Genomic DNA, 20,138 nt, shown 5'->3' with positions numbered 1-20,138 from the left:
GTCGATGCCCAACAAGCTCTTCGACAATCCGGCTGCCGCAATGGACGGCCTGCTAGTCGACGGTATGACGATCATGTCGGGCGGGTTTGGGCTTTCGGGTAATCCCGAAAGCCTGATCCCCGAAATTCGCGCGAGTGGGGTGAGGGGCCTGACCGTCATCTCGAACAATGCCGGTGCGGACGGCTTCGGCCTGTGGATGCTGCTGGAAAGCCGTCAGGTGAAGAAGATGATCTCGTCCTATGTGGGTGAGAACAAGTTGTTCGAGCAGCAGTATCTTTCGGGCGAGCTGGAGCTGGAGCTTAATCCGCAGGGGACGCTCGCCGAGCGCATCCGCGCCGGCGGAGCTGGCATTCCGGCCTTCTACACTAGGACCGGAGTGGGCACCGTCGTCGCCGAGGGGAAGCCCACCGAGACGTTCGACGGCGAGGATTACGTTCGCGAGACGTGGCTGCGTGCAGACTTATCGATCATCAAGGCATGGCGGGCCGATCCTGCCGGCAACCTCATGTTTCGCAAAACAGCGCGCAACTTCAACCCGAACATGGCGACGGCCGGCAAGGTGACGGTTGTGGAGGTGGAGGAGATCGTGCCCGCCGGAACGTTCGATCCGGACTGCATCCACACCCCCGGGATCTATGTCGACCGGATCGTGCTGAGCACCATCAATGAGAAGCGGATCGAGAAGCTAACGACTCGTCCGCGGGAGACGGCGTAATGGGTTGGACGCGTGAACAGATGGCAGCGCGTGCTGCGCAGGAGCTGCGCGACGGGTTCTACGTCAACTTGGGCATCGGCATTCCGACACTAGTAGCGAACTACATCCCGAACGGAATCGACGTAACCCTGCAGTCCGAAAACGGCATGCTCGGCATGGGCCCGTTCCCGTTCGAGGACGAGGCGGACCCAGATCTCATCAACGCCGGCAAGCAGACAGTTACAACCCTCCCCACGTCGAGCTTCTTCTCGTCTGCTGACAGCTTCGCCATGATCCGCGGGGGCCATATCGACATGGCGGTGCTCGGAGCGATGGAGGTCGCCGCGACGGGCGACCTCGCCAATTGGACCATCCCCGGCAAGATGGTGAAAGGCATGGGCGGCGCCATGGATCTCGTAGCCGGGGTGAAGCGCGTCGTGGTGATCACCGATCACGTCACGAAGGCGGGAGACCCCAAGCTGCTCGAAGGTTGTACTTTGCCGCTGACCGGCAGAGCCTGCGTCGATCTTATCATAACCGATCTCGCCGTGATCGCCTGCGATAAGCCGGGATTCCGTCTGATCGAGCTCGCACCGGGCATCAGCATCGACGAGGTGCGCGCGAAGACAGGCGCGTCGGTAACCGCCGAGAAGGCATTGGCCGCATGACCGACGCCTTCATTTGCGACGCCATTCGTACACCGATCGGCAAGCTCAATGGCGCGCTGTCTTCTATCCGCGCCGACGACCTAGCCGCGATCCCGCTCAAGGCCCTCATGGAGCGCAATCCTGGGGTTGATTGGGCGGCGGTAGACGACTGCCTGCTCGGCTGTGCAAACCAGGCTGGAGAAGACAATCGCAACGTTGCCCGTATGGCAGTGCTGCTAGCGGGATTGCCGGAAACGGTACCTGGCGGAACGGTCAATCGCCTGTGCGGATCCGGTCTTAACGCGGTGGGATTGGCCGCCCAAGCGATCCGGAGTGGCGATGCCGGCTTGTTCATCGCCGGAGGCGTCGAACACATGACGCGCGCACCCTATGTGCTCGGTAAAGCCAATGCCGCCTTTGATCGGGCGCAAAAAATCGAGGACACGACGCTCGGCTGGCGCTTCGTCAATCCGGCAATGCGGCATGCTTATGGCGTGGATTCAATGCCCGAGACCGGGGAGAATGTCGCCACCGAGTGGAAGGTAAGCCGCGAGGATCAGGACGCTTTTGCCCTTGCCAGCCAGCAGAAGGCGGCAGAAGCGCAGGCGAACGGCCGGCTTGCCGCAGAGATCGCGCCGGTCGCGATCCCGCAAAAGAAGGGCGATGCCATCGTCTTCGACCGGGACGAGCATCCGCGCGCGACGAGTGCCGACGCCTTAGCCAAGCTCAAGTCGGTTGTGCGTCATGATGGCACCGTCACCGCTGGAAATGCATCCGGCCTCAACGATGGCGCTGCGGCCATGCTGATCGCCTCCAATGCGGCGGCGAGGCAGCACGGCCTTATTCCGCGAGCGCGGGTCATCGCGATGGCTTCCGCTGGTGTCGCCCCGCGGGTCATGGGCGTCGGCCCGATCGAGGCAGCACGCAAGCTGTTCGCTCGGACGGGTCTCTCGGCAAAAGATTTTGACGTGATCGAGCTCAACGAAGCTTTTGCCAGTCAGGCGATCGCGACGCTCCGTGATCTGGAGCTCGATCCCTTCGACCCGAGGGTGAACAGAAATGGGGGCGCCATCGCGCTAGGTCATCCGCTGGGCATGTCGGGCGCGCGCATCACGATGAGCGCGGTAGAGGAGCTCCAGCGCAGTGGTGGCAGATATGCGCTCGTCTTCATGTGCATTGGTGTGGGCCAAGGCATCGGTCTTGTGCTGGAGCGGGTGTGATGTCGGACACAGTCACAACGGGCGACGGATGCCGCATCGCGTATCGGTTCGACGGCCCGGCCGACAAACCAATATTGCTGCTCTCCAGTTCGCTCGGCACAACGATGGACATGTGGGAGCCCCAACTGGCCGCGTTCGCGGACCAGTTCCGGGTACTACGCTACGATACCCGTGGACATGGCGGATCAGATGCGCCGCCCGGATCATATTCGCTTGATCGCCTTGGCCGGGATGTCGTGGAGCTCCTGGATGCGCTCAACATCCCACGGGTCCATTTCTGTGGGCTTTCACTCGGTGGCATGGTTGGCCAGTGGCTGGCTTTGCGCGCACCCGAGCGGATCAACCGCCTTGTCCTCGCCCATACCAGTGCTTTTATGGGGCCGCCGTCAGCATGGGACGGACGCATCGCCGTCGTGCGCGAGAAGGGCATGGCCGCGGTCGCGGACGCCTCGATCGAGCGCTGGTTCACGGCCGAGTTCGTTGGAACGAGCGACGCAAGTCTGGCCAAGGTACGCGCCATGCTGCTGGCGGTGAACGTCGAGGGCTACATCGGCTGCTGTGCGGCCATCCGCGACATGGATTTGCGCCGGCTAGGTGGGCTGATCGACCTTCCAACCCTTATCATCGGCGGGGGCGCCGATCCCGCAACTCCTCCGGCTCACAGCGAAGCGCTGGCGGGCGCGATCCGCGGATCGGCGTTGCATCTGCTGTCCGCAGCGCACCTCGGCAACATGGAAAAGCCGGCAGAGTTCGCATTCGCGGTTCTAAACTTCCTGACCTCGTCGCCCGTCGAACTGCGCGCGGTGATGCCTACCTGACCCTTTCACCACCTGCGACGATCTCGATCCGGGCGGCACGAACCGCCCAGGCGTCCTCAGCCGCAGTTCTCCAGGGAGAGAATGTATGAAGCGAATATCGACCCTTGCCTGCACCGTGCTTGCTGTCGCCGTAGCCGCCCCCGCGTTTGCTAGCGAAAAGGGAGGCGGAGCCTATCCTAACGGCGCCGAGGCGCTAGCGATCGCCGCGCTTCCCCCACCCGGCGACTATCTGATCAACTACTCGAACTATTATAATGCAGATCGTCTTAACGATAGCGATGGGCATAGCAGCGTTCCCGACTTCTCGATCGACGCCTATGCGAATGTCTTCCGCTATATCCATGTCACCGACCGTAATATCCTCGGTGCCTCATGGGCCCAGCAGGTGTTCGTACCCGTCGTAGACCTTACGGTTCGTGCTGCCGGACAGCGTGATCGGCGTTTTGGCGTCGGGGACATCATCGTCGATCCGTTTATCTTGGGCTGGCACTTCAAAAACAACTGGCATGTCGTGGCGGCAGTAGACACATGGGTGCCGGTTGGTTCCTACAATCGAGATAATCTGGCTAACATCGGTCGCAACTACTGGACTTTCGAGCCCGTGCTTACCGCGTCGCACTTCAATCCGGCCGGCGGTCCAGAGGTATCTGTCAAGCTGATGTACGACTTCAACACGAGGAACAAAGCTACCGACTACCGCACGGGACAGGAGTTTCACACCGACTTTGCGGTTGCGTACAACTTCAATCCCGTGACCATCGGTCTGAACGGGTATTATTATAAGCAGACGACCGACGATAAGCAGAACGGCGTCAGTGTCGGCGACGACGGATACAAAGGTGAAACGCTCGCGCTTGGTCCGGTGGTTCGCTACCAGGCAGGTAAGGTCCCGATCTCGTTCCAATATCAGCACGAGATGTTTGCACATAACCGTCCGCAGGGAGACAATTTCTGGCTTAAAGCGGCGTTCCGGTTCTAAAATATAGCCATAGTTAAATTAGTACGGCGATTCTTTTTAGGCGAAGTCACATGCGGTGGGCGGCGAACTTCGTGGGCGGGTGGATTGCAGCACGGCCGCGTTGGAGCGCCACGCTCGTTAATCAACTCTCATGAGCTGTGAGGGATACGGAGCAACAACGCGCTGTGCCTCATCCCACGAGGCAGAAAGCCATCGATCGAAGTCGTCTTCAAGCAAAACGACGGGCATCGCCTTCGGATGTATCGGTGCGACGACAGCGTTCGGCTCGGTACTGAGGAACCCATAGGCGTTGCCCCGCTCGGTTAGCCGCCAGATGCCGGCAAAGGCAAAGTGAGGTGGTGCCGGTTTTCTGGACAGGGTGTTAAGCTACTCCCGACCTGATGGATTGGTACGGGAATGAAGACGACGAGGAAGCGTTACAGCGCCGATTTAAGGCCAAGGTCGCGCTGGAAGCGATCCGGGGCGATCTGACGCTGGCGGAGCCGGCAGCCAAGCATGGTGTGCACCACACGATGATCGCGTCGTGGAAGCGGCAGGCCACCGACGGCATGGCAGGCATGTTCTCCGGGGCTGGCGATGTGGCCAAGGCCGTCAGCGAGAGCGAGGTGGAAAGCTGCATGCCAAGGTCGGGCAATTGGTCGTCGAGCGGGATTTTTTAGCGAAAGCCTTCGGTCGATGAGCGTGGACCGGAGGCGGACGATGGTCGAATCTGCTCACCACTGCTTGTCGATCGCGGCGCAGTGCCGCCTGCTGCGCATCAGCCGCTCGTCGTATTACTACGCACCGATGCCGGAAACGGACGAGACGCCCGGAACAGGTCTGCGTAGGGCGAGCCGAGCGAAGAGTTCTGCTTCGCCGGCGTCGGATAGATCAGCATCTGGTTTGAGGATTCCGGCGGCCAGACCTCCTTGATCGGGAACAGGCCATGATCGTCCTCGGTCCAAGTGACCGAACCATGCAATTTGCAGAGATAGACGAAGGCGTCGACGGCGGTCCATTTGCGGCTGGCGACGTCGAGCTGCTCGGCCAGAGCATAGCGGAAGATCGCCGGGTTGAAGCGGCGTTCTACGACGCCAGAAAAACCGTTGGCATAGGGAATGCCCAGGCGATCCATCGCCAATTCGCTGAAATGATCGTAGTTGGTCGTGAACACCCAGGGCCGGGGCAAGGACCGATCGCGTAGGACCAGTTTCTTGTAGAAACGCTCGTAGAGGTCGCGCACGGTCGTGTCGCCCTCCGTGGCGAAGGCCCCTTGGGTGACACGGGTCCATAGGAAGTCCTGGACCTTCTTGATGATGCCGTCGAGAACAGCGCGATAGGGGTGAAGATCGGGATTCTCGCTCTGGCGCAGCACGAACCGTTGCGCAAACAGGACTTCCATCAAGCGTTCCAGGTTACGGCTGTAGTCCTTCGCCAGGTCGACCCCGAGCGCATCGAGATAGTCGAGTTCGTCTTTGGTTAGCCGCCACGGCGCCGGTACAGCGCCGGCTGTTGGCGGATCGCTGTAGAATCCCGCCGCGCGTGCCTCGATGGTTTCGCCGCAAAACTCCTTGGCCAGCGGCGCCATGGTCGCAATGCCGAGTTCCTTTTTGTCCTTCATCAGGGAAGAACATCCGGCGCCGAGCAGAAATGCGATATTCTTGGCGTTCATGGCCTCGGAAATCGCCTTGCGGGCGCTCTCGATCCCCTTGTTCCAGTCTAGTTCAGATGGCTCGGCATCGCCGTCTCGCAGAAACTGGAATTTTCGCTCTTCTTCGACTTCGCTCATATACCCCCGGTCCTCCCAGTTTCTTACTTGGCTGCTCTGTTCGCGCGCGCGGCTATATCAGCGCACTGCGCCATGAGCGCTTCGAACGGCTCCTCGTCGTCGAAGAGCAGTCCATCCTCAACCATGCGGGCATAGTCATCCTCCAACGCCTTCGCGCCATCGCCGACCGGCACGAGTTGCAAGCCGCCGCTGACAGCCGCTGCATAGTCGATCGGCGTGCGGTCGGCGGCCTTCTCTGCGAAGAACATCGACTTGTGCCGAGCGACAGCGTTGGCCAGGTCGCGATCGGCAAAAGCGGCTTCCGCGAAGCCGGCTTCGTCCAGTCGGACAACATCGTGCCAATGTCGCGCGAAGCGGTCGCCGCGCAGCCGCTCCTGGAGGCAGAAGACGTGGATGGCGGTCGCCTTCTCCCAGAACGTCCGCTCCGCGTGCATGACGCGCGGCCGCGCCGTCGGGAAGAGCAGCCCCTCGATCAGGCCGGTCGCGTCGCAGACGACGTCGCGCAAGCTCGCGGGTTCGCCCGTCGAGCGCGCGCCGAACTCCAGCATGACGCTTGGAGCCACATAGCCGGACCCGGCTGCGGTCGCCTCATAGTCGATGAAGAGCTTCTCATCCTCGACGCGGACGGCCGCCGCCAGACCTTCGGCGGCCAGTCCGGTCTCGATCACAGGCTGCACGGTTTCCGCGACCCATGCCGGTAACCGCCGACGGACCTCGCTGGACCAGCGCTTTTCCTCGCTTCGTGTCTTCGGCAGACCCTCGCCATTGTCCCCAACCAGATCGGGCGCAATCGCCCGAATGTCGTAGGTCAGATCCACGTCCTCCGAAAACCGGCGAATGACCTGATAGGCTTTCGACAGCGACGTGCCGCCCTTGAACACCAGATGCTCGCCGAGCGGTGCCGCGTAGAGGGTCGCCAGCGCCCACACCACCCACACATCCTTTTCGAGAAGATGGGTGGGACGACCCGAACGGTCGGCGACGACGCCCAACGCGTCACGCCGATCCTCGGCCGAAAGCTGGAGAAAGACGTCAGCCATAGGCCGCCTTTCCGACGCTCTGTGCGAGCCATGTCGGAAACTGCGGCGCGGCGGCGACCAGTTCGCCGAACACGCCGGGCGGCATCTTCCGTTTCAATGTCGTGAGCGCGGCCTCCGCCCTTTCGGGGCCGAGCCAGGCCAGCGCCCGCACGGCCTCCCCCGCCGGGCGGTTGGCCAGGGCCAGTTGCCAGCGCGGCGCGTGCCGCAATTCGACGACCTGCTTGCCGAGGTGCATCTTTCGACTGCGCCCGGAGGTCAGATAGACCGAGCGGACGGGCACCTGCGTCGTCAAGCCAAGCGCGTTCGCCGCGGCGGCGCCGTTCGAGACGATGATCTCCCCCTTTTGGGTCGCGAGGGCCTCGACAGCCTGCTCGACCGACGGTGCGCGCGTGCCAAACCGACTGGTGATGGGGCGCAGATAGACGCCACGACCGGCGCGGATGAGCTGCCCGCGCTCAGACAGACGCGACAATGCCTGATCCACGGCCGCCCGGTTTCCAAGGTGGAGCAGGCCCTTGGCGGACACGGGGACGCCTTCGGGCAGTCCCGTCGCATGGGCCAGAATTTGTTCGGTCAGCCGTGTCATCGTCTTTCTCCTGTCGGAAATATATGCGAGTTTCTGACAGTTTTCAAGGAAGTCCGGATAGGGGAACGCCTTCCCCTGCGGCCGAGCCTTGGTCTCTGCCTACCCCTTCTGCGGGGAGATCCCCGCAACGCCCCCTTCAGAGTGAGAGTGCGGACGGATTTTCCGTGACGGGTTGAGGGCTGGAGGAGAGACTTCCGGCGCCCGTCGCGGAGATCATCCCGATGGCCAGACACGATCGCAGCCCCGCGCAAGGTGGCGGACGCAGCAACCTTTACGCCGACATCACCAACAAGATCATCGCCGAGCTGGAGCAAGGCCGGCTACCCTGGGTCCAGCCCTGGGGTGCGTCGCCCGATACCGCCCCGCTGGGCCTGCCGAGAAATGCTTCAACCGGCAGGATCTATTCCGGCATCAATATCCTGATCCTCTGGGGAGCTGTCATCCAGCACGGCTTCCCCGGTCAGGCGTGGCTGACTTTCCGCCAAGCCCTTTCGCTTGGCGGCAATGTCAGAAAGGGCGAGCGTGGCACCACCGTTGTCTATGCCGACCGTTTCACTCCCGAGGACGAGATACGCCGTGCCCGCGAGACGGGTGAGGATGCGCATGCCATACCGTTCCTGAAGCGGTTCACGGTCTTTAATGCCGCACAATGCGATGGCCTTCCCGATGACATCACGGCAGTCGCGCCGCCACCGCCGCCGGGCCTGATCGAACCTCGGGTCGAGGCGCTGATCCATGCCACCGGCATCGACTTCCGCATTGGCGGCGATCGCGCCTTCTACATGCCCTCGTTCGACTATGTGCAGGTGCCGCCTCCGCAAGCCTATTTCGAGCCTATCAACTGGCACCGCACAGCCCTGCACGAGCTGGGTCACGCCAGCGGCCATCATAGCCGCCTCAACCGCGATCTGACCGGCTCGTTCGGCTCGAAGAAATACGCTTTCGAGGAGATGATTGCCGAACAGGCCGCAGCTTTCAGTTGCGCCGCGCTCGGGATCGTGCCGACCGTCCGCCATGCCGATTATATCGGGTCGTGGTTGGAGGTCATGCGCGAGGATTCCCGCGCCATTGTCCGCGCGGCCTCGCAGGCCAGCAAGGCGGCGGACTGGCTGCTGTCGCATCTGCCTGCCGAGGACACCGGGGAGCCGGATGCGAGCGTAACTGAGCGGAGGGCTGCGGCTGATCCTCCTGACCGGCGCACAGCGAGACCGCCTGCTGGTGAATGGTCGCCAGCGCGATCAGGATCACATCCCGGTCGTGAAGTTCTTCAATCCCCTCGGTGAAGGCGTCTGGCTCGCTACCGAACTGGATGAGGATGGCGACATCATGTTCGGCCTGGCGGATCTCGGCCATCCCGAACTGGGTTCATGGAGCCTTGGCGAGATGCAGTCAGTCCGGCTGCCCTTCGGCATGGGCATCGAGCGCGATCTGCTGTTCACCGGCGATTTCCCGATCTCGGTCTGGGCCGAGGCGGCTCGCGAGACCCGAAGCATCCGCGCCGCCGAACGTCTGCTCTACCGCGTCGGCGCGAGCTTTTCCGTACATCCGCCGATACAGAAAACCGGAGTGCCTGATTTCCGGGTTTCAGGTTCTGCGGCTGGCGTCGCTCTCTTCAGAGGAAGAGGGCGGCGCTTCGCTTCGTGACGGGCTGATAGCCGGAGAGAGAGGCTCACCGGCGTCCGTCATGGAGTAACTGACATGGCCACTGCCGTTCAGAAGATCACCCTGTCGTCCTCGCGCGACATTCCCTTCAACAAGCTGGTTCTCAGCCAGTCCAACGTCCGGCGCGTCAAAGCCGGGATCTCGGTCGAGGAGCTGGCCGAGTCCATCGCCCGTCGCGGCCTGATCCAGTCCCTGCATGTCCGCCCGGTCGTGGATGCCGAGGGCAAGGAAACCGGCATGTTCGAGGTGCCCGCCGGCGGTCGCCGCTTCCGGGCGCTGGAACTGCTGGTCAAGCAGAAGCGCCTCGCCAAAATTGCGCCGGTTCCGTGTGTGGTGTCGGAGGCCAGCGCCGATGTGCTGATCGACGAGGTATCGCTCGCCGAGAATATCGAGCGCGCACCGTTGCATCCGCTCGACCAGTTCCGCGCCTTCCAGGCCATGCGCGAAAAGGGCATGACCGAGGAAGCCATCGCCGCCGCCTTCTTCGTGGATGCCAAGGTGGTGAAGCAACGCCTGCGTCTGGTTTCCGTCTCCCCGGCATTGCTCGACGTCTATGCCGAGGACGGCATGACGCTGGAGCAACTCATGGCCTTCAGCGTCAGTTCTGACCATGCCCGTCAGGAGCAGGTCTGGGAAGCGATCAAGGATGGCTGGCAGAAGGAACCTTACCACATCCGGCGCCTGCTGACCGAAACCACGGTCCGCGCCGCCGACAAGCGGGCAGTGTTTGTCGGTATTGCCGCCTATGAGGAGGCTGGCGGTTGCGTGTTGCGCGATCTCTTCCAGCAGGACGATGGTGGCTGGCTGCAAGATCCGGTGCTGCTCGACCGGCTGGTGGGCGAAAAGCTGAAGGCCGAGGCCGAAGCCATCGCCGCCGAGGGCTGGAAGTGGATCGAGGTCGCCATCACCTTTCCCTATGGTCACGACCATGGCCTTCGCCAGATTGTCGGCACCACGGTCGATCTGAGCGAAGAGGAGCGCGCCACCCGCGAGGCATTGCGCGACGAATATGACCGGCTTGAAGCGGAGTATGGTGAGGCCGACGAACTGCCGGACGAGATCGACGCCCGCCTCGGCGAGATCGAACAGGCGCTGGAAACCTTCGAGCGCCGACCGATGACCTTCGAGCCGGAACAGATCGGCATAGCGGGTGTCTTCATCAGCATCGACGCTGATGGCTCCCTGATGGTCGAACGCGGCTATGTTCGCGCCGAGGATGAAACGCCTGCGGAGCCGGAGGTGGAGATCGTTGACCCGGAAACCGGCGAGGTGATCCAGCGCGCCGAACCGGAGGTAAGCCGCATGCGTGCGGTTATCACGCTGGGCGGCCAGCCGGTCGAAACGGAGGAGGAAGACGAGGCCGACACCATCAAGCCGCTGCCCGATCGTCTGGTCAGCGAGCTGACCGCCCATCGCACGCTGGCGCTGCGGGATGCGGTGGCGGTGAACCCGCATGTCGCCATGACGGCACTGCTGCACCGGCTGGTCATGGATTGCTTCATGCCGCATTCCAGCAAGGGATGCCTCGAAGCACAGGTCCGGGAGGTCCTTTTGCCCGCACAGGCCGAGGATCTGCGCGATAGCGCGTCGGCCAAGGCCATCGCTGACCGGCACGAACGCTGGGGCGATCATGTCCCGGCAGACGATGCCGCGCTCTGGGATTGGCTGACCGATCTGGACGATGGGTCGCGCATGGATCTGCTCGCCCATTGCGTCAGCTTCGGTGTCAACGCGCTCTATGAAAAGCCCAACCCTTACAGCGGCGCGGGCGTTAGTCAGCACGGGCTGGACATCCGCCTGTCGCAGGCTGACCGGCTCGCCCGTTCGACCGACCTTGACATGGTAGCCGTGGGCTGGCGGCCGACGGTTGGCAATTATCTCGGTCGCGTGACCAAGCCCCGTATCCTTGAAGCCGTGCGCGAAGGGGCCGGTGATCGGGCCGCCAATCTGATCGGGCATCTCAAGAAAGGCGACATGGCCAAGGAGGCCGAACGCCTGCTGGCGGAGACCGGCTGGCTGCCCGAGCCGCTGCGCATGATGGACGACGGTATCGAAGTCGATCCGGTATCGGGCGCTGCGGCGGAAGCCGACGATCTGCCCGATTTCCTTTCCGGCGATGGCGAGGACGACCCGGCTGACGACGAGGAAGATCAGCATATGGTCGCCGCAGAATAGCGCTCATGCGGGGCGGCTTCGGTCGCCTCGTTCCAACCGCCCCGTTTCCGTAACTCGCCCGGTCCTTGTGATCGGGCTTTTTCTTTGGAGAGCCGCCATGCCGATCAGCATCGACATCGATCAGATTTTTCTGGAAGACCGCGAACATCCCCCGTCGGATCGAACCTTACCGTGGACCGAAATCCGCGATGGCATCACTGTTGTCGTGGAGCCAAAGCCCCATTGGGCCGAAGACATGCGGGTTTTTCGGCTTAGTGCGCGTGAATATTGCCGCTACGCCGACTGGACGGCTCATGGCGCTCGTGCCCGTTTCTTCGGTCATGTCGACACATCAGGCGACGATCTGATGATGAATGCCCGCGTTATGATCGCGCGTGAGATCGCCGATGGGCTTTGGACCTGAAGACCCGATCGCGGGGTGTCGGGCCGTGAGGATGATAGCTGTTCACCCCACAGATCCACCTCCAGCTTCACTACAAAACCCGGCCATCCCTGCACATGGTCAAGCGACGGCCATTTCCAGCCTGATGGGAACACGATCCTGATGCCCGCATGGCGGCAAGGCTGGCGCGGCAGAGCATCTGCGGGCGGGTATCCGGCATCCTGTCAGATGCAAAGCACCACCCCCGCTTCCATTCGCAAACCTTGGTCCGATCCGTCTCTTTGACAATCAACCCGTAAAGGGTCGGCTTACGCGAGCGTGCCGCCCTCGGGGATTCGGAAAAAGTCCGAACGCCCGAGGGTGATTGCAGATCCGGTCAGACACTTCGGGCGCCTGTCGCGCGGGGGATGGTCCCCCGCCTCCAAAGACAGGAGCCGGAACCCATGTCCTATGCAGATGCCACCGCCTTCGCCGCCAGCCTCGCCGCCACGCTGATGGTCGAGATCGTCGTGTTCCAGGCCGGGGACGGCACCCACGCCGCTTGTCCCGCCGCCGAGTTCGACGGCGACGACGACATGGTGAAGCTGGAGCTGGATCCTTGGGGGTAAGGCGCGACAGCGCCTCATCCCCGACGGCCTAGCCGCGACAAGCTCGCGACCGGGCCTTCAGCGCGTCGCGGTGGTTGCCCATCGCCGACGGCGGAACCGGGCTGCCCCGGTCAGAGAGGAAGAGTGCGGGCCGTTCGGCCGTGACGGGTTGAGGGTCGGAGAGAGAGGCTCACCGGCGCCCGTCATGGAGTGATCCCGATGACCTTTGTCCGTTCCGAAACCTTCCGTTCCATCGGTCAGATTCTGGCTGTCGATGTTCTGCCCGCGCTTTATCGAGCGCAAAAGCTGCCGCTGCGCATCTCTTGCCTCGGCGTGGCCAGCTATGACGCCGCAGACGCGGCGAACAGCATTGACCGCGTGATCCCGCTTGGGGAATGCCCGTCACCGGAAGAGGCCATCCAGGCCGCAGCCTTGCGCGTCGCGCGCGGTGATATTTGCACGGGGCCGGACAGCTTCCCGTATTTTCAGCCGCGCATCATGCTCATTCAGGACCGAGATCAGCGCCTGGTCCTCGCCGGTGAAATCCGCGCCGGCATTATCCTTTGGCAACAGCCAGTCGCATCCGATGCCGAGGCACGCAGGATCGTGACCGAGGCCAGCCGCCTGCGCGGTATGGCATTCCGGGCCTCGGACCCCGGTGATGCGAGACGGCTGCGTTACCGCGCCGCTGCGCTGGAGGCCCGGTTGGTCGATCCCTTCTGGCGCGAAACCTCGGCCGATCTGCTCCGCTTGCCGCAGGCCGCCTGAGCTTCACCCTTTCCATCCCATTCGGCTCGGCCATACGCCGGGCCATGTCATGTCCGGAGACCGTCATGGCCGACTATTACACGCACTTTTCCTGCCTCCTCGACGTAGGCACCCCCGAAAACGCTGCCCGCGCGCTCAATCTCTACAACGCTCTGGCGGATGACAATGCCGCCGAAGATCCGCCCTCGGATGGCTTCCTGCTCTCCATCCAGCCAGAGCATGGCGGTACGCAACTCTGGATGCGCGATGATGTCACGGGTGACCCTGAGCATGTCATCCAATTCGTCAAACGCTGCGCTGCCGAATTTGGCCTGAGTGGATTGTGGGGTTTCCAGTACGCAAATAGCTGCTCGAAACCGCGCGTCGACGGATTTGGTGGTGGGGCGCATGCCCTTGATCTCGCCACCGGCGAGACAGTGGACTGGATCTATACCGATGGCTGGCTTTCCTCGGTTCTGGAAGGGAGAGATCCCTATGCCTGAGATCATCGAAACCACCGTGTATCGCCTGGGCGAATTGGCCGATGCGGCGAAGGAGAAGGCCCGCGCCTGGTATCGTGAGGGCGGCTTCGACTATGACTGGTACGATGCCGTCTATGAAGATTTCCAGCGTATCGCCGAAATCCTCGGGCTGAACCTCAAGACCCGCACCATCCGGTTGATGGGAGGCGGCACACGGCAAGACCCCTGCATCTGGTTCCGGGGCTTTTCTTCGCAGGGGGACGGTGCCTGCTTTGAATCCTGGTATTCCTACCGCAAACATGCACCGCGCCTGATCCGGGAATACGCCCCGCAGGACACCGAGCTGCACCGCATCGCCGATACACTTCAGGCGATCCAGCGCCGCAACTTCTACCAGCTTCGCGCCGATGCCAGCCATCGCGGCCATTATTATCACGAATACTGCATGTCGATCTCGGTCGAGCGCGATAGTCCGACATACCAGGACATGACCGGCGATGCCGAGGAGACGATCATCGAGGCGCTGCGCGATCTGGCCCGCTGGCTCTACCGCCAGCTTGAGCGCGAATATGCCTATCTGTCTTCGGACGAAGTGGTCGATGAAACCATCGCCGCCAACGAATACACTTTCACCGAAGCCGGTCGCCGCTTCGGCTGATGACGACAAGCGCCCCGCCATCCGGTCGGGGCGCTTTTTGCATGCTGCGCTTTGAGAGTCAGAGGCGGGCCGGAACGGGTTGAGTCCGGGCGGTCAAGAGAGCGCGCTGTCCCGGCTCTTCCATTTCTGCTCTCCTGAGGTTCTCGACATGAACATGGTTTTCCCCGTGACCGATCCGGTCACGCCGCTGGCGGCTGCGCCCGCGATCCTGGCTGCGGCCGATCATCTGCTCCCCTATCTCGAACGCGGTCAGCGCGTCGATGCCGTCACATTGCGCGGCGCTATGGAAACGGCCTTCGGCGCGTCCGATGCCACAGGCGCCTGGGACTGGAAGCTGGCCTATGAGGCCTGCGAAGTCGCTACCGTTCTCTTCCTGCGCAAATACGGAAAGGCGCTTTTCCGTAAAGCCGCGTCTCCGGCTACACGGGTTTCCGTGTTGGCAAAGATCGCGGGACTATTGCCCACGCAGACCCGGCGTTCCGAGGAAAGCCAGAACTTCCAGCAATTTTCGACGCCGATCCCCCTCGGCCTTGCCGCTCTGACAGCCGCCGCGATCACACCTGATGACAGGGTGCTGGAACCGTCCGCTGGCACCGGCCTTCTGGCGATCCTGGCGCAGACCATCGGCGGCTCGCTGATCCTCAACGAACTGGCCGATACCCGCGCTGAACTGCTTGCCGAGCTCTTTCCGGCCTTTGCCGTCAACCGGTTCGACGCCGCCCAGATCGACGATCATCTGGCCCCGGATGCCGTCCCGTCCGTGGTGCTGATGAACCCGCCATTCTCGGTCATGGCCAATGTCAGTGGGCGTGTCGCCGATGCCGCCTACCGCCATGTTGCCTCGGCGCTGGCCCGTCTTGCACCGGGCGGTCGGCTGGTGACGATCACCGGCGCAGGCTTTGGCCCCGAAGCTCCGGCATGGCGGGACGCCTTCATCCGCTTGCAGGCGCGTGGCCGTGTGGTGTTCAGCGCTGCCGTCGACGGCGCGGTCTATGCAAAGCACGGCACCACGATCGACACGCGGCTGACCGTTATCGACAAACTGCCCGCCGACGATCCGGGCATTTTTCCGGTATCGCTAGGGATCGCGCCCGATGTTGCCACGCTGATCGGCTGGATCGAGGCGCAGGTTCCGCCGCGCCTGCCAGTGTCATTGCCGAAGATCGTGGTTTCCGCTTCGGCCACCGCGCCGAAAACCGTGCGAGGCTATCTGGCCCGCTCGGCAGATGCGCGGCCTGCCGCTGCTCCGGCCAACGATCCCGAGGGCGTCGAACTCGCCTATGACACCGTGGACTGGGCACCGCCGGAAGGCGCTCGCCTGTCCGACGCCATCTATGAGGAATATGCGCTGCAATCGCTGCGCATCGCTGGCGCACAGCCGCATCCGACCAAACTCGTGCAATCCGCCGCCATGGCCTCGGTCGCACCGCCGAAGCCTTCCTACCGGCCCATGCTGCCCGCTGACATCTGCGCGCGTCTGTCGGACGCCCAGCTTGAAACGGTGATCTATGCCGGTGAAGCCCATGCCGATCATCTCGCGGGTGCATGGACCGTGGACGAGCATTTCGACAATGTGAGCGCTGCACCCGAGGATGCTGCCGGATCGATCCGCTTTCGCCGGGGCTTCATGCTCGGTGACGGAACCGGCGCTGGCAAAGGCCGCCAGTCCGCCGCCATCATTCTCGACAACTGGCTGCGCGGTCGGCGCAAGGCGATCTGGATCTCCAAATCCGACAAGCTGATCGAGGACGCGCAGCGCGACTGGGCAGCGCTTGGCATGGAACGGCTGCTTGTCACGCCTCTGTCACGCTTCCCGCAGGGCAAGCCGATCACGCTGTCGGAAGGCATCCTTTTTACCACCTATGCCACGCTACGCTCCGACGACCGGGGCGAGAAGGTTTCCCGCGTCAAGCAGATCGTCGAATGGTTGGGCTCCGATTTCGATGGAGCCATTATATTCGACGAGAGCCATTCCATGCAGAATGCTGGTGGCGGAAAAGGAGAACGCGGCGATGTCGCCGCTTCGCAGCAGGGACGTGCAGGCCTGCGGCTTCAGCACGCGCTGCCCGATGCCCGTGTCGTCTATGTCTCGGCGACCGGCGCCACTACCGTCCACAATCTCGCCTATGCGCAGCGCCTCGGCCTCTGGGGCGGTGAGGATTTTCCGTTCCAGACCCGCGCCGAGTTTGTAGAGGCGATCGAAGCCGGTGGCGTTGCGGCCATGGAGGTGCTGGCCCGCGATCTGCGATCCCTCGGCCTCTATACCGCCCGCTCACTCTCCTATGATGGCGTCGAATATGAACTGGTCGAGCATCAGCTCATGGACGAACAGCGATACATCTACGATTCATATGCTGCCGCCTTCGCCGTCATTCATGGGAACCTGGATGCGGCCATGGAAGCCGCCAACATCACCGGCAGCGAGGGGACGCTGAACCGGCAGGCGAAATCCGCCGCCCGTTCGGCCTTTGAAAGCACCAAGCAGCGCTTCTTCGGCCATCTGCTGACCTCCATGAAAACACCGACCCTGATCCGCTCCATTGAGGCCGATCTGGAAGCGGGCCATGCCGCTGTCATCCAGATTGTCTCGACCGGCGAAGCGCTGATGGAGCGGCGGCTGTCCGAGATCCCGACCGAGGAATGGAACGATATTTCCGTCGATGTCACTCCGAGGGAATACGTCGGCTCGTATTTGCAGCATTCCTTTCCGGTGCAGCTCTATGAACCCTTCACGACAAGCGAAGGCAACCTGTCGTCACGCCCCGTCTTCCGCGACGGTCAGCCGGTTGAGTGCCGCGAAGCTGTAGCGCGGCGCGACGAGATGCTGGAGCAGCTGGGTTCGCTTCCGCCTGTCCCCGGTGCGCTCGACCAGATCGTGCAGCGTTTCGGCACGGATATGGTGGCGGAGGTTACGGGGCGTTCGCGCCGGATCGTGCGCAAGGGCGACGGTGCATCGGCACGCCTTGCGGTCGAGAACCGTGCACCCTCTGCCAACCTTGCCGAGACTTCGGCCTTCATGGATGACCAGAAGCGCATTCTGGTCTTCTCTGATGCCGGTGGCACGGGACGCAGCTATCACGCCGAACTCTCGGCGAAAAACCAGCGGCTGCGCGTGCATTACCTGCTGGAACCGGGCTGGAAGGCCGATGCCGCCATTCAGGGGCTGGGCCGCACCAACCGGACCAATCAGGCGCAGCCGCCGCTGTTCCGGCCCATCGCCACGGATGTCAAAGCCGAGAAGCGCTTTCTCTCGACCATCGCCCGCCGCCTCGACACGCTGGGCGCGATCACGCGCGGCCAGCGCCAGACCGGCGGTCAGGGGCTGTTCCGCCCCGAGGACAATCTGGAATCCGCCTATGCCCGCGATGCGTTGCGCCAGCTCTATCTGCTGATCGTGCGCGGCAAGGTCGAGGGTTGCTCTCTCGAACGGTTTGAATCCGCCACCGGGCTGAAGCTCATGGACAGCAACGGTGTGAAGGACGAACTTCCGCCGATCACCACCTTCCTCAACCGCCTGCTGGCGCTGACCATCGAGTTGCAGGGCATCCTGTTCTCGGCCTTCGAGCAGCTTCTGCAGGCGCGTATCGACGGGGCGATTGCATCCGGCACCTATGACATGGGGCTGGAAACGCTGAAGGCGGAGAGCTTCATCGTCACCGACCGGCAGGTGATCCACACCCATCCGGGCACAGGGGCGGAAACCCGGCTCCTGACGCTTACAGAGCGCAAGCGCAATCAGCCGGTCACGCTCGATGCAGCCCTGGCTGAACTGGATGATCCCCGCGCAAGATTGCTCATCAACGAGCGATCCGGTCGTGCCGCCGTGCAGATCCCGACCACCAGCGTCATGCTGGATGATGGCGAGATCGAACGGCGCGTGCGGCTGATCCGGCCCATGGAGGCGATGAACATTCCGGTGCGGGCAATGGGTGAGACCCACTGGATCGAGGCCGACCGTGCGGCCTTCACGATGGCCTGGAAGACGGAACTGGCCGAGGTGCCGGAGTTCACCGACAGCATCCTGCATATGGTGACGGGGCTGCTTCTGCCAATCTGGAAGCGCCTGCCGCAGGACTCCTCCCGCGTCTATCGCCTCCAGACCGACGAAGGCGAACGCGTCATCGGTCGCCGGGTCTCGCCGGCCTGGGCTGCCAATGCCTCGACCAGTGGCGTCACCAGCAGCCTGACACCGCATTCCGCCTATGCCGCGCTGATCGAAGGTCGCACGATCCTTGATCTCGCCGAGGGGCTTCAACTGCGCCGCGTCCGGGTCATGGGCACCAACCGGATCGAACTGACCGGTTTTACGGACGTGATGCGCGACCGGCTGCGGGCCTATGGCCTCTTCAGCGAGATCATCTCGTGGAAACTGCGCTTCTTCGTGCCCGTCGATTCTACGGGATCGGAGATCATCGGCAAACTGCTTGACCGCTTCCCGGTTGAACGCATCGGTGAGCGGGAGGCCGCATAATGTCGCGTCTCAACGCTTCCGAACTGGCGCAGCGTCTCGGCCGGCAGGCCGAGGCGGTGTGCCGTCACTATCTCTCGAATGGTCGCAAACAGGGCAATTACTGGCAGGTTGGCGATGTCCGAAACACGGCTGGCCGATCCATGTTCGTCAGGCTGCACGACAGCGTGAAAGGCGCTGCCGGTAAATGGCAGGACTCGGCCACGGGGGAATATGGCGATCTGCTGGACGTGATCCGGGACTCGCTCGGTCTGATCGACTTCGCAGACGTTGCCGAAGAAGCCCGGCGTTTCCTCAGCCTGCCGCATCCTGAACCGCAGCCGCCATCCGGTCCGTCCCGAACGCCAGCACCATCGGGATCATCCGAGGCCGCACGTCGCCTCTGGCGCATGACGCAGCCGCTGATCGGCAGTACCGCAGAAGCGTATTTACGCGGACGCGGCATTACGGATTTACGCCAGAGCGCAAATCTGCGCTTCCATCCCAACTGCTACTGGCGGCCCGAGGACGATGGCCCGACGCAAGCATGGCCCGCCATGATCGCCGCCGTCACCGACCTCGATGGCAGGATCACCGGCGCCCACCGCACATGGCTGGCCCCGGACGGCTCCGGCAAGGCGCCTGTCGATCCGCCGAGGAAGGCAATGGGCGACCTGCGCGGACATGCGGTTCGTTTCGGGGATGTGCAGGATGTTATGGCAGCGGGGGAAGGTATCGAAACCATTCTGTCGCTGCGTCAGGTTCTGACCACTATGCCGATGGTTTCCGCACTCTCGGCCGGACACCTCGCCGCCATCCTGTTCCCCCCGCAACTGCGCAGGCTCTATATCGTCCGCGACAACGATCCGGCAGGCGACAGCGCACGCGATCGCCTGGTGAACCGGGCGGTTGATGCCGGAATCGAGACCATCACGCTCTCGCCCGTGATGGGGGACTTCAATGAAGATCTCACAACTCACGGGCTGGATGCCGTTCGGGCAGAGATCCGGGTGCAAATCGCTCCCGAGGACGTCAGCCGCTTCATGGCTTCAAGCGCATAGCCGGTACGGGGCCGTGATCGGGACGTTCCGATCCTGTCATGCGCATAGGCTGTATCCTGTCATCAGCAGAGGACCGCGCCTTGGCCTTCTGAGAGGGCGAGCGGCCCACAAACGCTCCGGTCAGGCAATGGCGTCGCCCGACTGATTTCCGTCGGCGGCAGAGCCGCCTTTACAGCGCGAAACAA

General features: G+C 63.0%; 18 protein-coding genes and 2 pseudogenes. 16 read left to right on the top strand and 4 right to left on the bottom strand.

All coding sequences use genetic code 11. The annotated features are described in order from the left end of the window. The first annotated feature begins 4 nt into the window (after positions 1-4). From AX676_RS14130 to AX676_RS14110, 5 genes are all read left to right on the top strand, one after another. Positions 5-715, top strand: coding sequence for a CoA transferase subunit A (locus tag AX676_RS14130; RefSeq protein ID WP_066478958.1), 711 nt, complete (start codon positions 5-7; stop codon positions 713-715). Continuing rightward, positions 715-1,362, top strand: a complete 648-nt coding sequence (locus tag AX676_RS14125) for a 3-oxoacid CoA-transferase subunit B (protein WP_066478956.1) — start codon at positions 715-717, stop codon at positions 1,360-1,362. Before AX676_RS14130 ends, AX676_RS14125 begins: the two co-directional genes overlap by 1 nt. Continuing rightward, a complete protein-coding gene (gene pcaF, locus AX676_RS14120; RefSeq protein ID WP_066478955.1) occupies positions 1,359-2,561 on the top strand; it encodes a 3-oxoadipyl-CoA thiolase in 1,203 nt (400 codons plus the stop codon). The genes AX676_RS14125 and pcaF overlap by 4 nt, the downstream gene beginning before the upstream one ends. Beyond that, positions 2,561-3,379, top strand: a complete 819-nt coding sequence (pcaD, locus tag AX676_RS14115) for a 3-oxoadipate enol-lactonase (RefSeq protein WP_066478953.1) — start codon at positions 2,561-2,563, stop codon at positions 3,377-3,379. Before pcaF ends, pcaD begins: the two co-directional genes overlap by 1 nt. A gap of 85 nt (positions 3,380-3,464) precedes the next feature. Beyond that, positions 3,465-4,358 (top strand): SphA family protein, encoded by an 894-nt coding sequence (locus AX676_RS14110; RefSeq protein ID WP_066478950.1) that lies wholly within the window; start codon positions 3,465-3,467, stop codon positions 4,356-4,358. 117 nt (positions 4,359-4,475) lie between these two features. Here AX676_RS14110 and AX676_RS17475 read toward each other — a convergent pair whose 3' ends face one another. Then, entirely contained in the window at positions 4,476-4,715 is a 240-nt protein-coding gene (locus tag AX676_RS17475; protein ID WP_082731412.1) for an SOS response-associated peptidase family protein, read from the bottom strand. Positions 4,716-4,754: 39 nt separating this feature from the next. On the opposite strand from AX676_RS17475, the pseudogene AX676_RS14105 reads away from it, so the two are divergent. Next, positions 4,755-5,135 (top strand): annotated as a pseudogene (locus AX676_RS14105) (transposase); the annotation flags it as partial. Here the strand turns inward: AX676_RS14105 and AX676_RS14100 are convergent. The 3 genes from AX676_RS14100 to AX676_RS14090 are packed head-to-tail and all read right to left on the bottom strand — an operon-like array spanning position 5,116 to position 7,752. Continuing rightward, positions 5,116-6,126 (bottom strand): SIR2 family protein, encoded by a 1,011-nt coding sequence (locus AX676_RS14100; RefSeq protein ID WP_231726184.1) that lies wholly within the window; start codon positions 6,124-6,126, stop codon positions 5,116-5,118. The pseudogene AX676_RS14105 and the gene AX676_RS14100 overlap by 20 nt on opposite strands. A 23-nt stretch (positions 6,127-6,149) precedes the next feature. Continuing rightward, on the bottom strand, positions 6,150-7,118 hold the full coding sequence (locus tag AX676_RS14095; RefSeq protein WP_231726185.1) for a nucleotidyl transferase AbiEii/AbiGii toxin family protein: 969 nt from the start codon (positions 7,116-7,118) through the stop codon (positions 6,150-6,152). A gap of 40 nt (positions 7,119-7,158) precedes the next feature. Further along, positions 7,159-7,752: a DUF6088 family protein gene (locus AX676_RS14090; RefSeq protein WP_066478941.1), complete on the bottom strand. Its 594-nt coding sequence runs from the start codon at positions 7,750-7,752 to the stop codon at positions 7,159-7,161. 221 nt (positions 7,753-7,973) lie between these two features. Here AX676_RS14090 and AX676_RS14085 point away from each other — a divergent pair, with 221 nt between their 5' ends. The 10 genes and pseudogenes from AX676_RS14085 (at position 7,974) to AX676_RS14040 (ending at position 19,953) form a co-directional block, all read left to right on the top strand. Beyond that, positions 7,974-9,035, top strand: a complete 1,062-nt coding sequence (locus tag AX676_RS14085) for an ArdC family protein (RefSeq protein ID WP_231726187.1) — start codon at positions 7,974-7,976, stop codon at positions 9,033-9,035. Then, positions 8,932-9,326 (top strand): annotated as a pseudogene (locus AX676_RS14080) (DUF2958 domain-containing protein). Before AX676_RS14085 ends, AX676_RS14080 begins: the two are co-directional and overlap by 104 nt. 124 nt (positions 9,327-9,450) lie before the next feature. Continuing rightward, positions 9,451-11,589, top strand: coding sequence for a Spo0J and enkurin domain-containing protein (locus AX676_RS14075; RefSeq protein ID WP_066478939.1), 2,139 nt, complete (start codon positions 9,451-9,453; stop codon positions 11,587-11,589). A gap of 97 nt (positions 11,590-11,686) precedes the next feature. Further along, a complete protein-coding gene (locus AX676_RS14070; RefSeq protein WP_066478936.1) occupies positions 11,687-11,992 on the top strand; it encodes a hypothetical protein in 306 nt (101 codons plus the stop codon). A gap of 422 nt (positions 11,993-12,414) precedes the next feature. Continuing rightward, entirely contained in the window at positions 12,415-12,579 is a 165-nt protein-coding gene (locus AX676_RS14065) for a hypothetical protein (protein WP_015740132.1), read from the top strand. Between the two features lie 198 nt (positions 12,580-12,777). Then, entirely contained in the window at positions 12,778-13,326 is a 549-nt protein-coding gene (locus tag AX676_RS14060; protein ID WP_066478932.1) for a hypothetical protein, read from the top strand. A 65-nt stretch (positions 13,327-13,391) separates the two neighbouring features. Further along, positions 13,392-13,808 carry a hypothetical protein gene (locus AX676_RS17470; RefSeq protein ID WP_082731420.1) on the top strand — a complete coding sequence of 139 codons (417 nt, stop codon included), beginning with the start codon at positions 13,392-13,394 and terminating at the stop codon, positions 13,806-13,808. Continuing rightward, on the top strand, positions 13,801-14,445 hold the full coding sequence (locus AX676_RS14050; RefSeq protein ID WP_066478931.1) for an antitoxin of toxin-antitoxin stability system: 645 nt from the start codon (positions 13,801-13,803) through the stop codon (positions 14,443-14,445). The genes AX676_RS17470 and AX676_RS14050 overlap by 8 nt, the downstream gene beginning before the upstream one ends. A gap of 148 nt (positions 14,446-14,593) precedes the next feature. Next, positions 14,594-18,916, top strand: a complete 4,323-nt coding sequence (locus AX676_RS14045; protein ID WP_066478930.1) for a strawberry notch-like NTP hydrolase domain-containing protein — start codon at positions 14,594-14,596, stop codon at positions 18,914-18,916. Further along, positions 18,916-19,953 carry a DUF7146 domain-containing protein gene (locus AX676_RS14040; protein WP_066478928.1) on the top strand — a complete coding sequence of 346 codons (1,038 nt, stop codon included), beginning with the start codon at positions 18,916-18,918 and terminating at the stop codon, positions 19,951-19,953. The genes AX676_RS14045 and AX676_RS14040 overlap by 1 nt, the downstream gene beginning before the upstream one ends. The last annotated feature ends 185 nt before the right edge of the window (positions 19,954-20,138 follow it).

This window comes from Sphingomonas sp. CCH21-G11, assembly GCF_001555965.1.
Lineage (GTDB): Bacteria > Pseudomonadota > Alphaproteobacteria > Sphingomonadales > Sphingomonadaceae > Sphingomonas.
The sequence above is the reverse complement of the archived record's forward strand: the minus strand, read 5'-3'. Positions and strand labels throughout refer to the sequence as shown.

Excerpts from the sequence above, each read along its gene's own strand:
- AX676_RS14110 (WP_066478950.1), top strand. The coding sequence starts at position 3,465 with ATGAAGCGAATATCGACCCTTGCCTGCACCGTGCTTGCTGTCGCCGTA.
- AX676_RS14085 (WP_231726187.1), top strand. The coding sequence starts at position 7,974 with ATGGCCAGACACGATCGCAGCCCCGCGCAAGGTGGCGGACGCAGCAAC.
- AX676_RS14070 (WP_066478936.1), top strand. The coding sequence starts at position 11,687 with ATGCCGATCAGCATCGACATCGATCAGATTTTTCTGGAAGACCGCGAA.
- AX676_RS14060 (WP_066478932.1), top strand. The coding sequence starts at position 12,778 with ATGACCTTTGTCCGTTCCGAAACCTTCCGTTCCATCGGTCAGATTCTG.
- pcaD (WP_066478953.1), top strand. The coding sequence starts at position 2,561 with ATGTCGGACACAGTCACAACGGGCGACGGATGCCGCATCGCGTATCGG.
- AX676_RS14130 (WP_066478958.1), top strand. The coding sequence starts at position 5 with ATGCCCAACAAGCTCTTCGACAATCCGGCTGCCGCAATGGACGGCCTG.
- AX676_RS14040 (WP_066478928.1), top strand. The coding sequence starts at position 18,916 with ATGTCGCGTCTCAACGCTTCCGAACTGGCGCAGCGTCTCGGCCGGCAG.
- AX676_RS14090 (WP_066478941.1), bottom strand. The coding sequence starts at position 7,752 with ATGACACGGCTGACCGAACAAATTCTGGCCCATGCGACGGGACTGCCC.
- AX676_RS14045 (WP_066478930.1), top strand. The coding sequence starts at position 14,594 with ATGAACATGGTTTTCCCCGTGACCGATCCGGTCACGCCGCTGGCGGCT.
- pcaF (WP_066478955.1), top strand. The coding sequence starts at position 1,359 with ATGACCGACGCCTTCATTTGCGACGCCATTCGTACACCGATCGGCAAG.
- AX676_RS17470 (WP_082731420.1), top strand. The coding sequence starts at position 13,392 with ATGGCCGACTATTACACGCACTTTTCCTGCCTCCTCGACGTAGGCACC.
- AX676_RS14100 (WP_231726184.1), bottom strand. The coding sequence starts at position 6,126 with ATGAGCGAAGTCGAAGAAGAGCGAAAATTCCAGTTTCTGCGAGACGGC.
- AX676_RS14065 (WP_015740132.1), top strand. The coding sequence starts at position 12,415 with ATGTCCTATGCAGATGCCACCGCCTTCGCCGCCAGCCTCGCCGCCACG.
- AX676_RS14050 (WP_066478931.1), top strand. The coding sequence starts at position 13,801 with ATGCCTGAGATCATCGAAACCACCGTGTATCGCCTGGGCGAATTGGCC.
- AX676_RS14125 (WP_066478956.1), top strand. The coding sequence starts at position 715 with ATGGGTTGGACGCGTGAACAGATGGCAGCGCGTGCTGCGCAGGAGCTG.
- AX676_RS14075 (WP_066478939.1), top strand. The coding sequence starts at position 9,451 with ATGGCCACTGCCGTTCAGAAGATCACCCTGTCGTCCTCGCGCGACATT.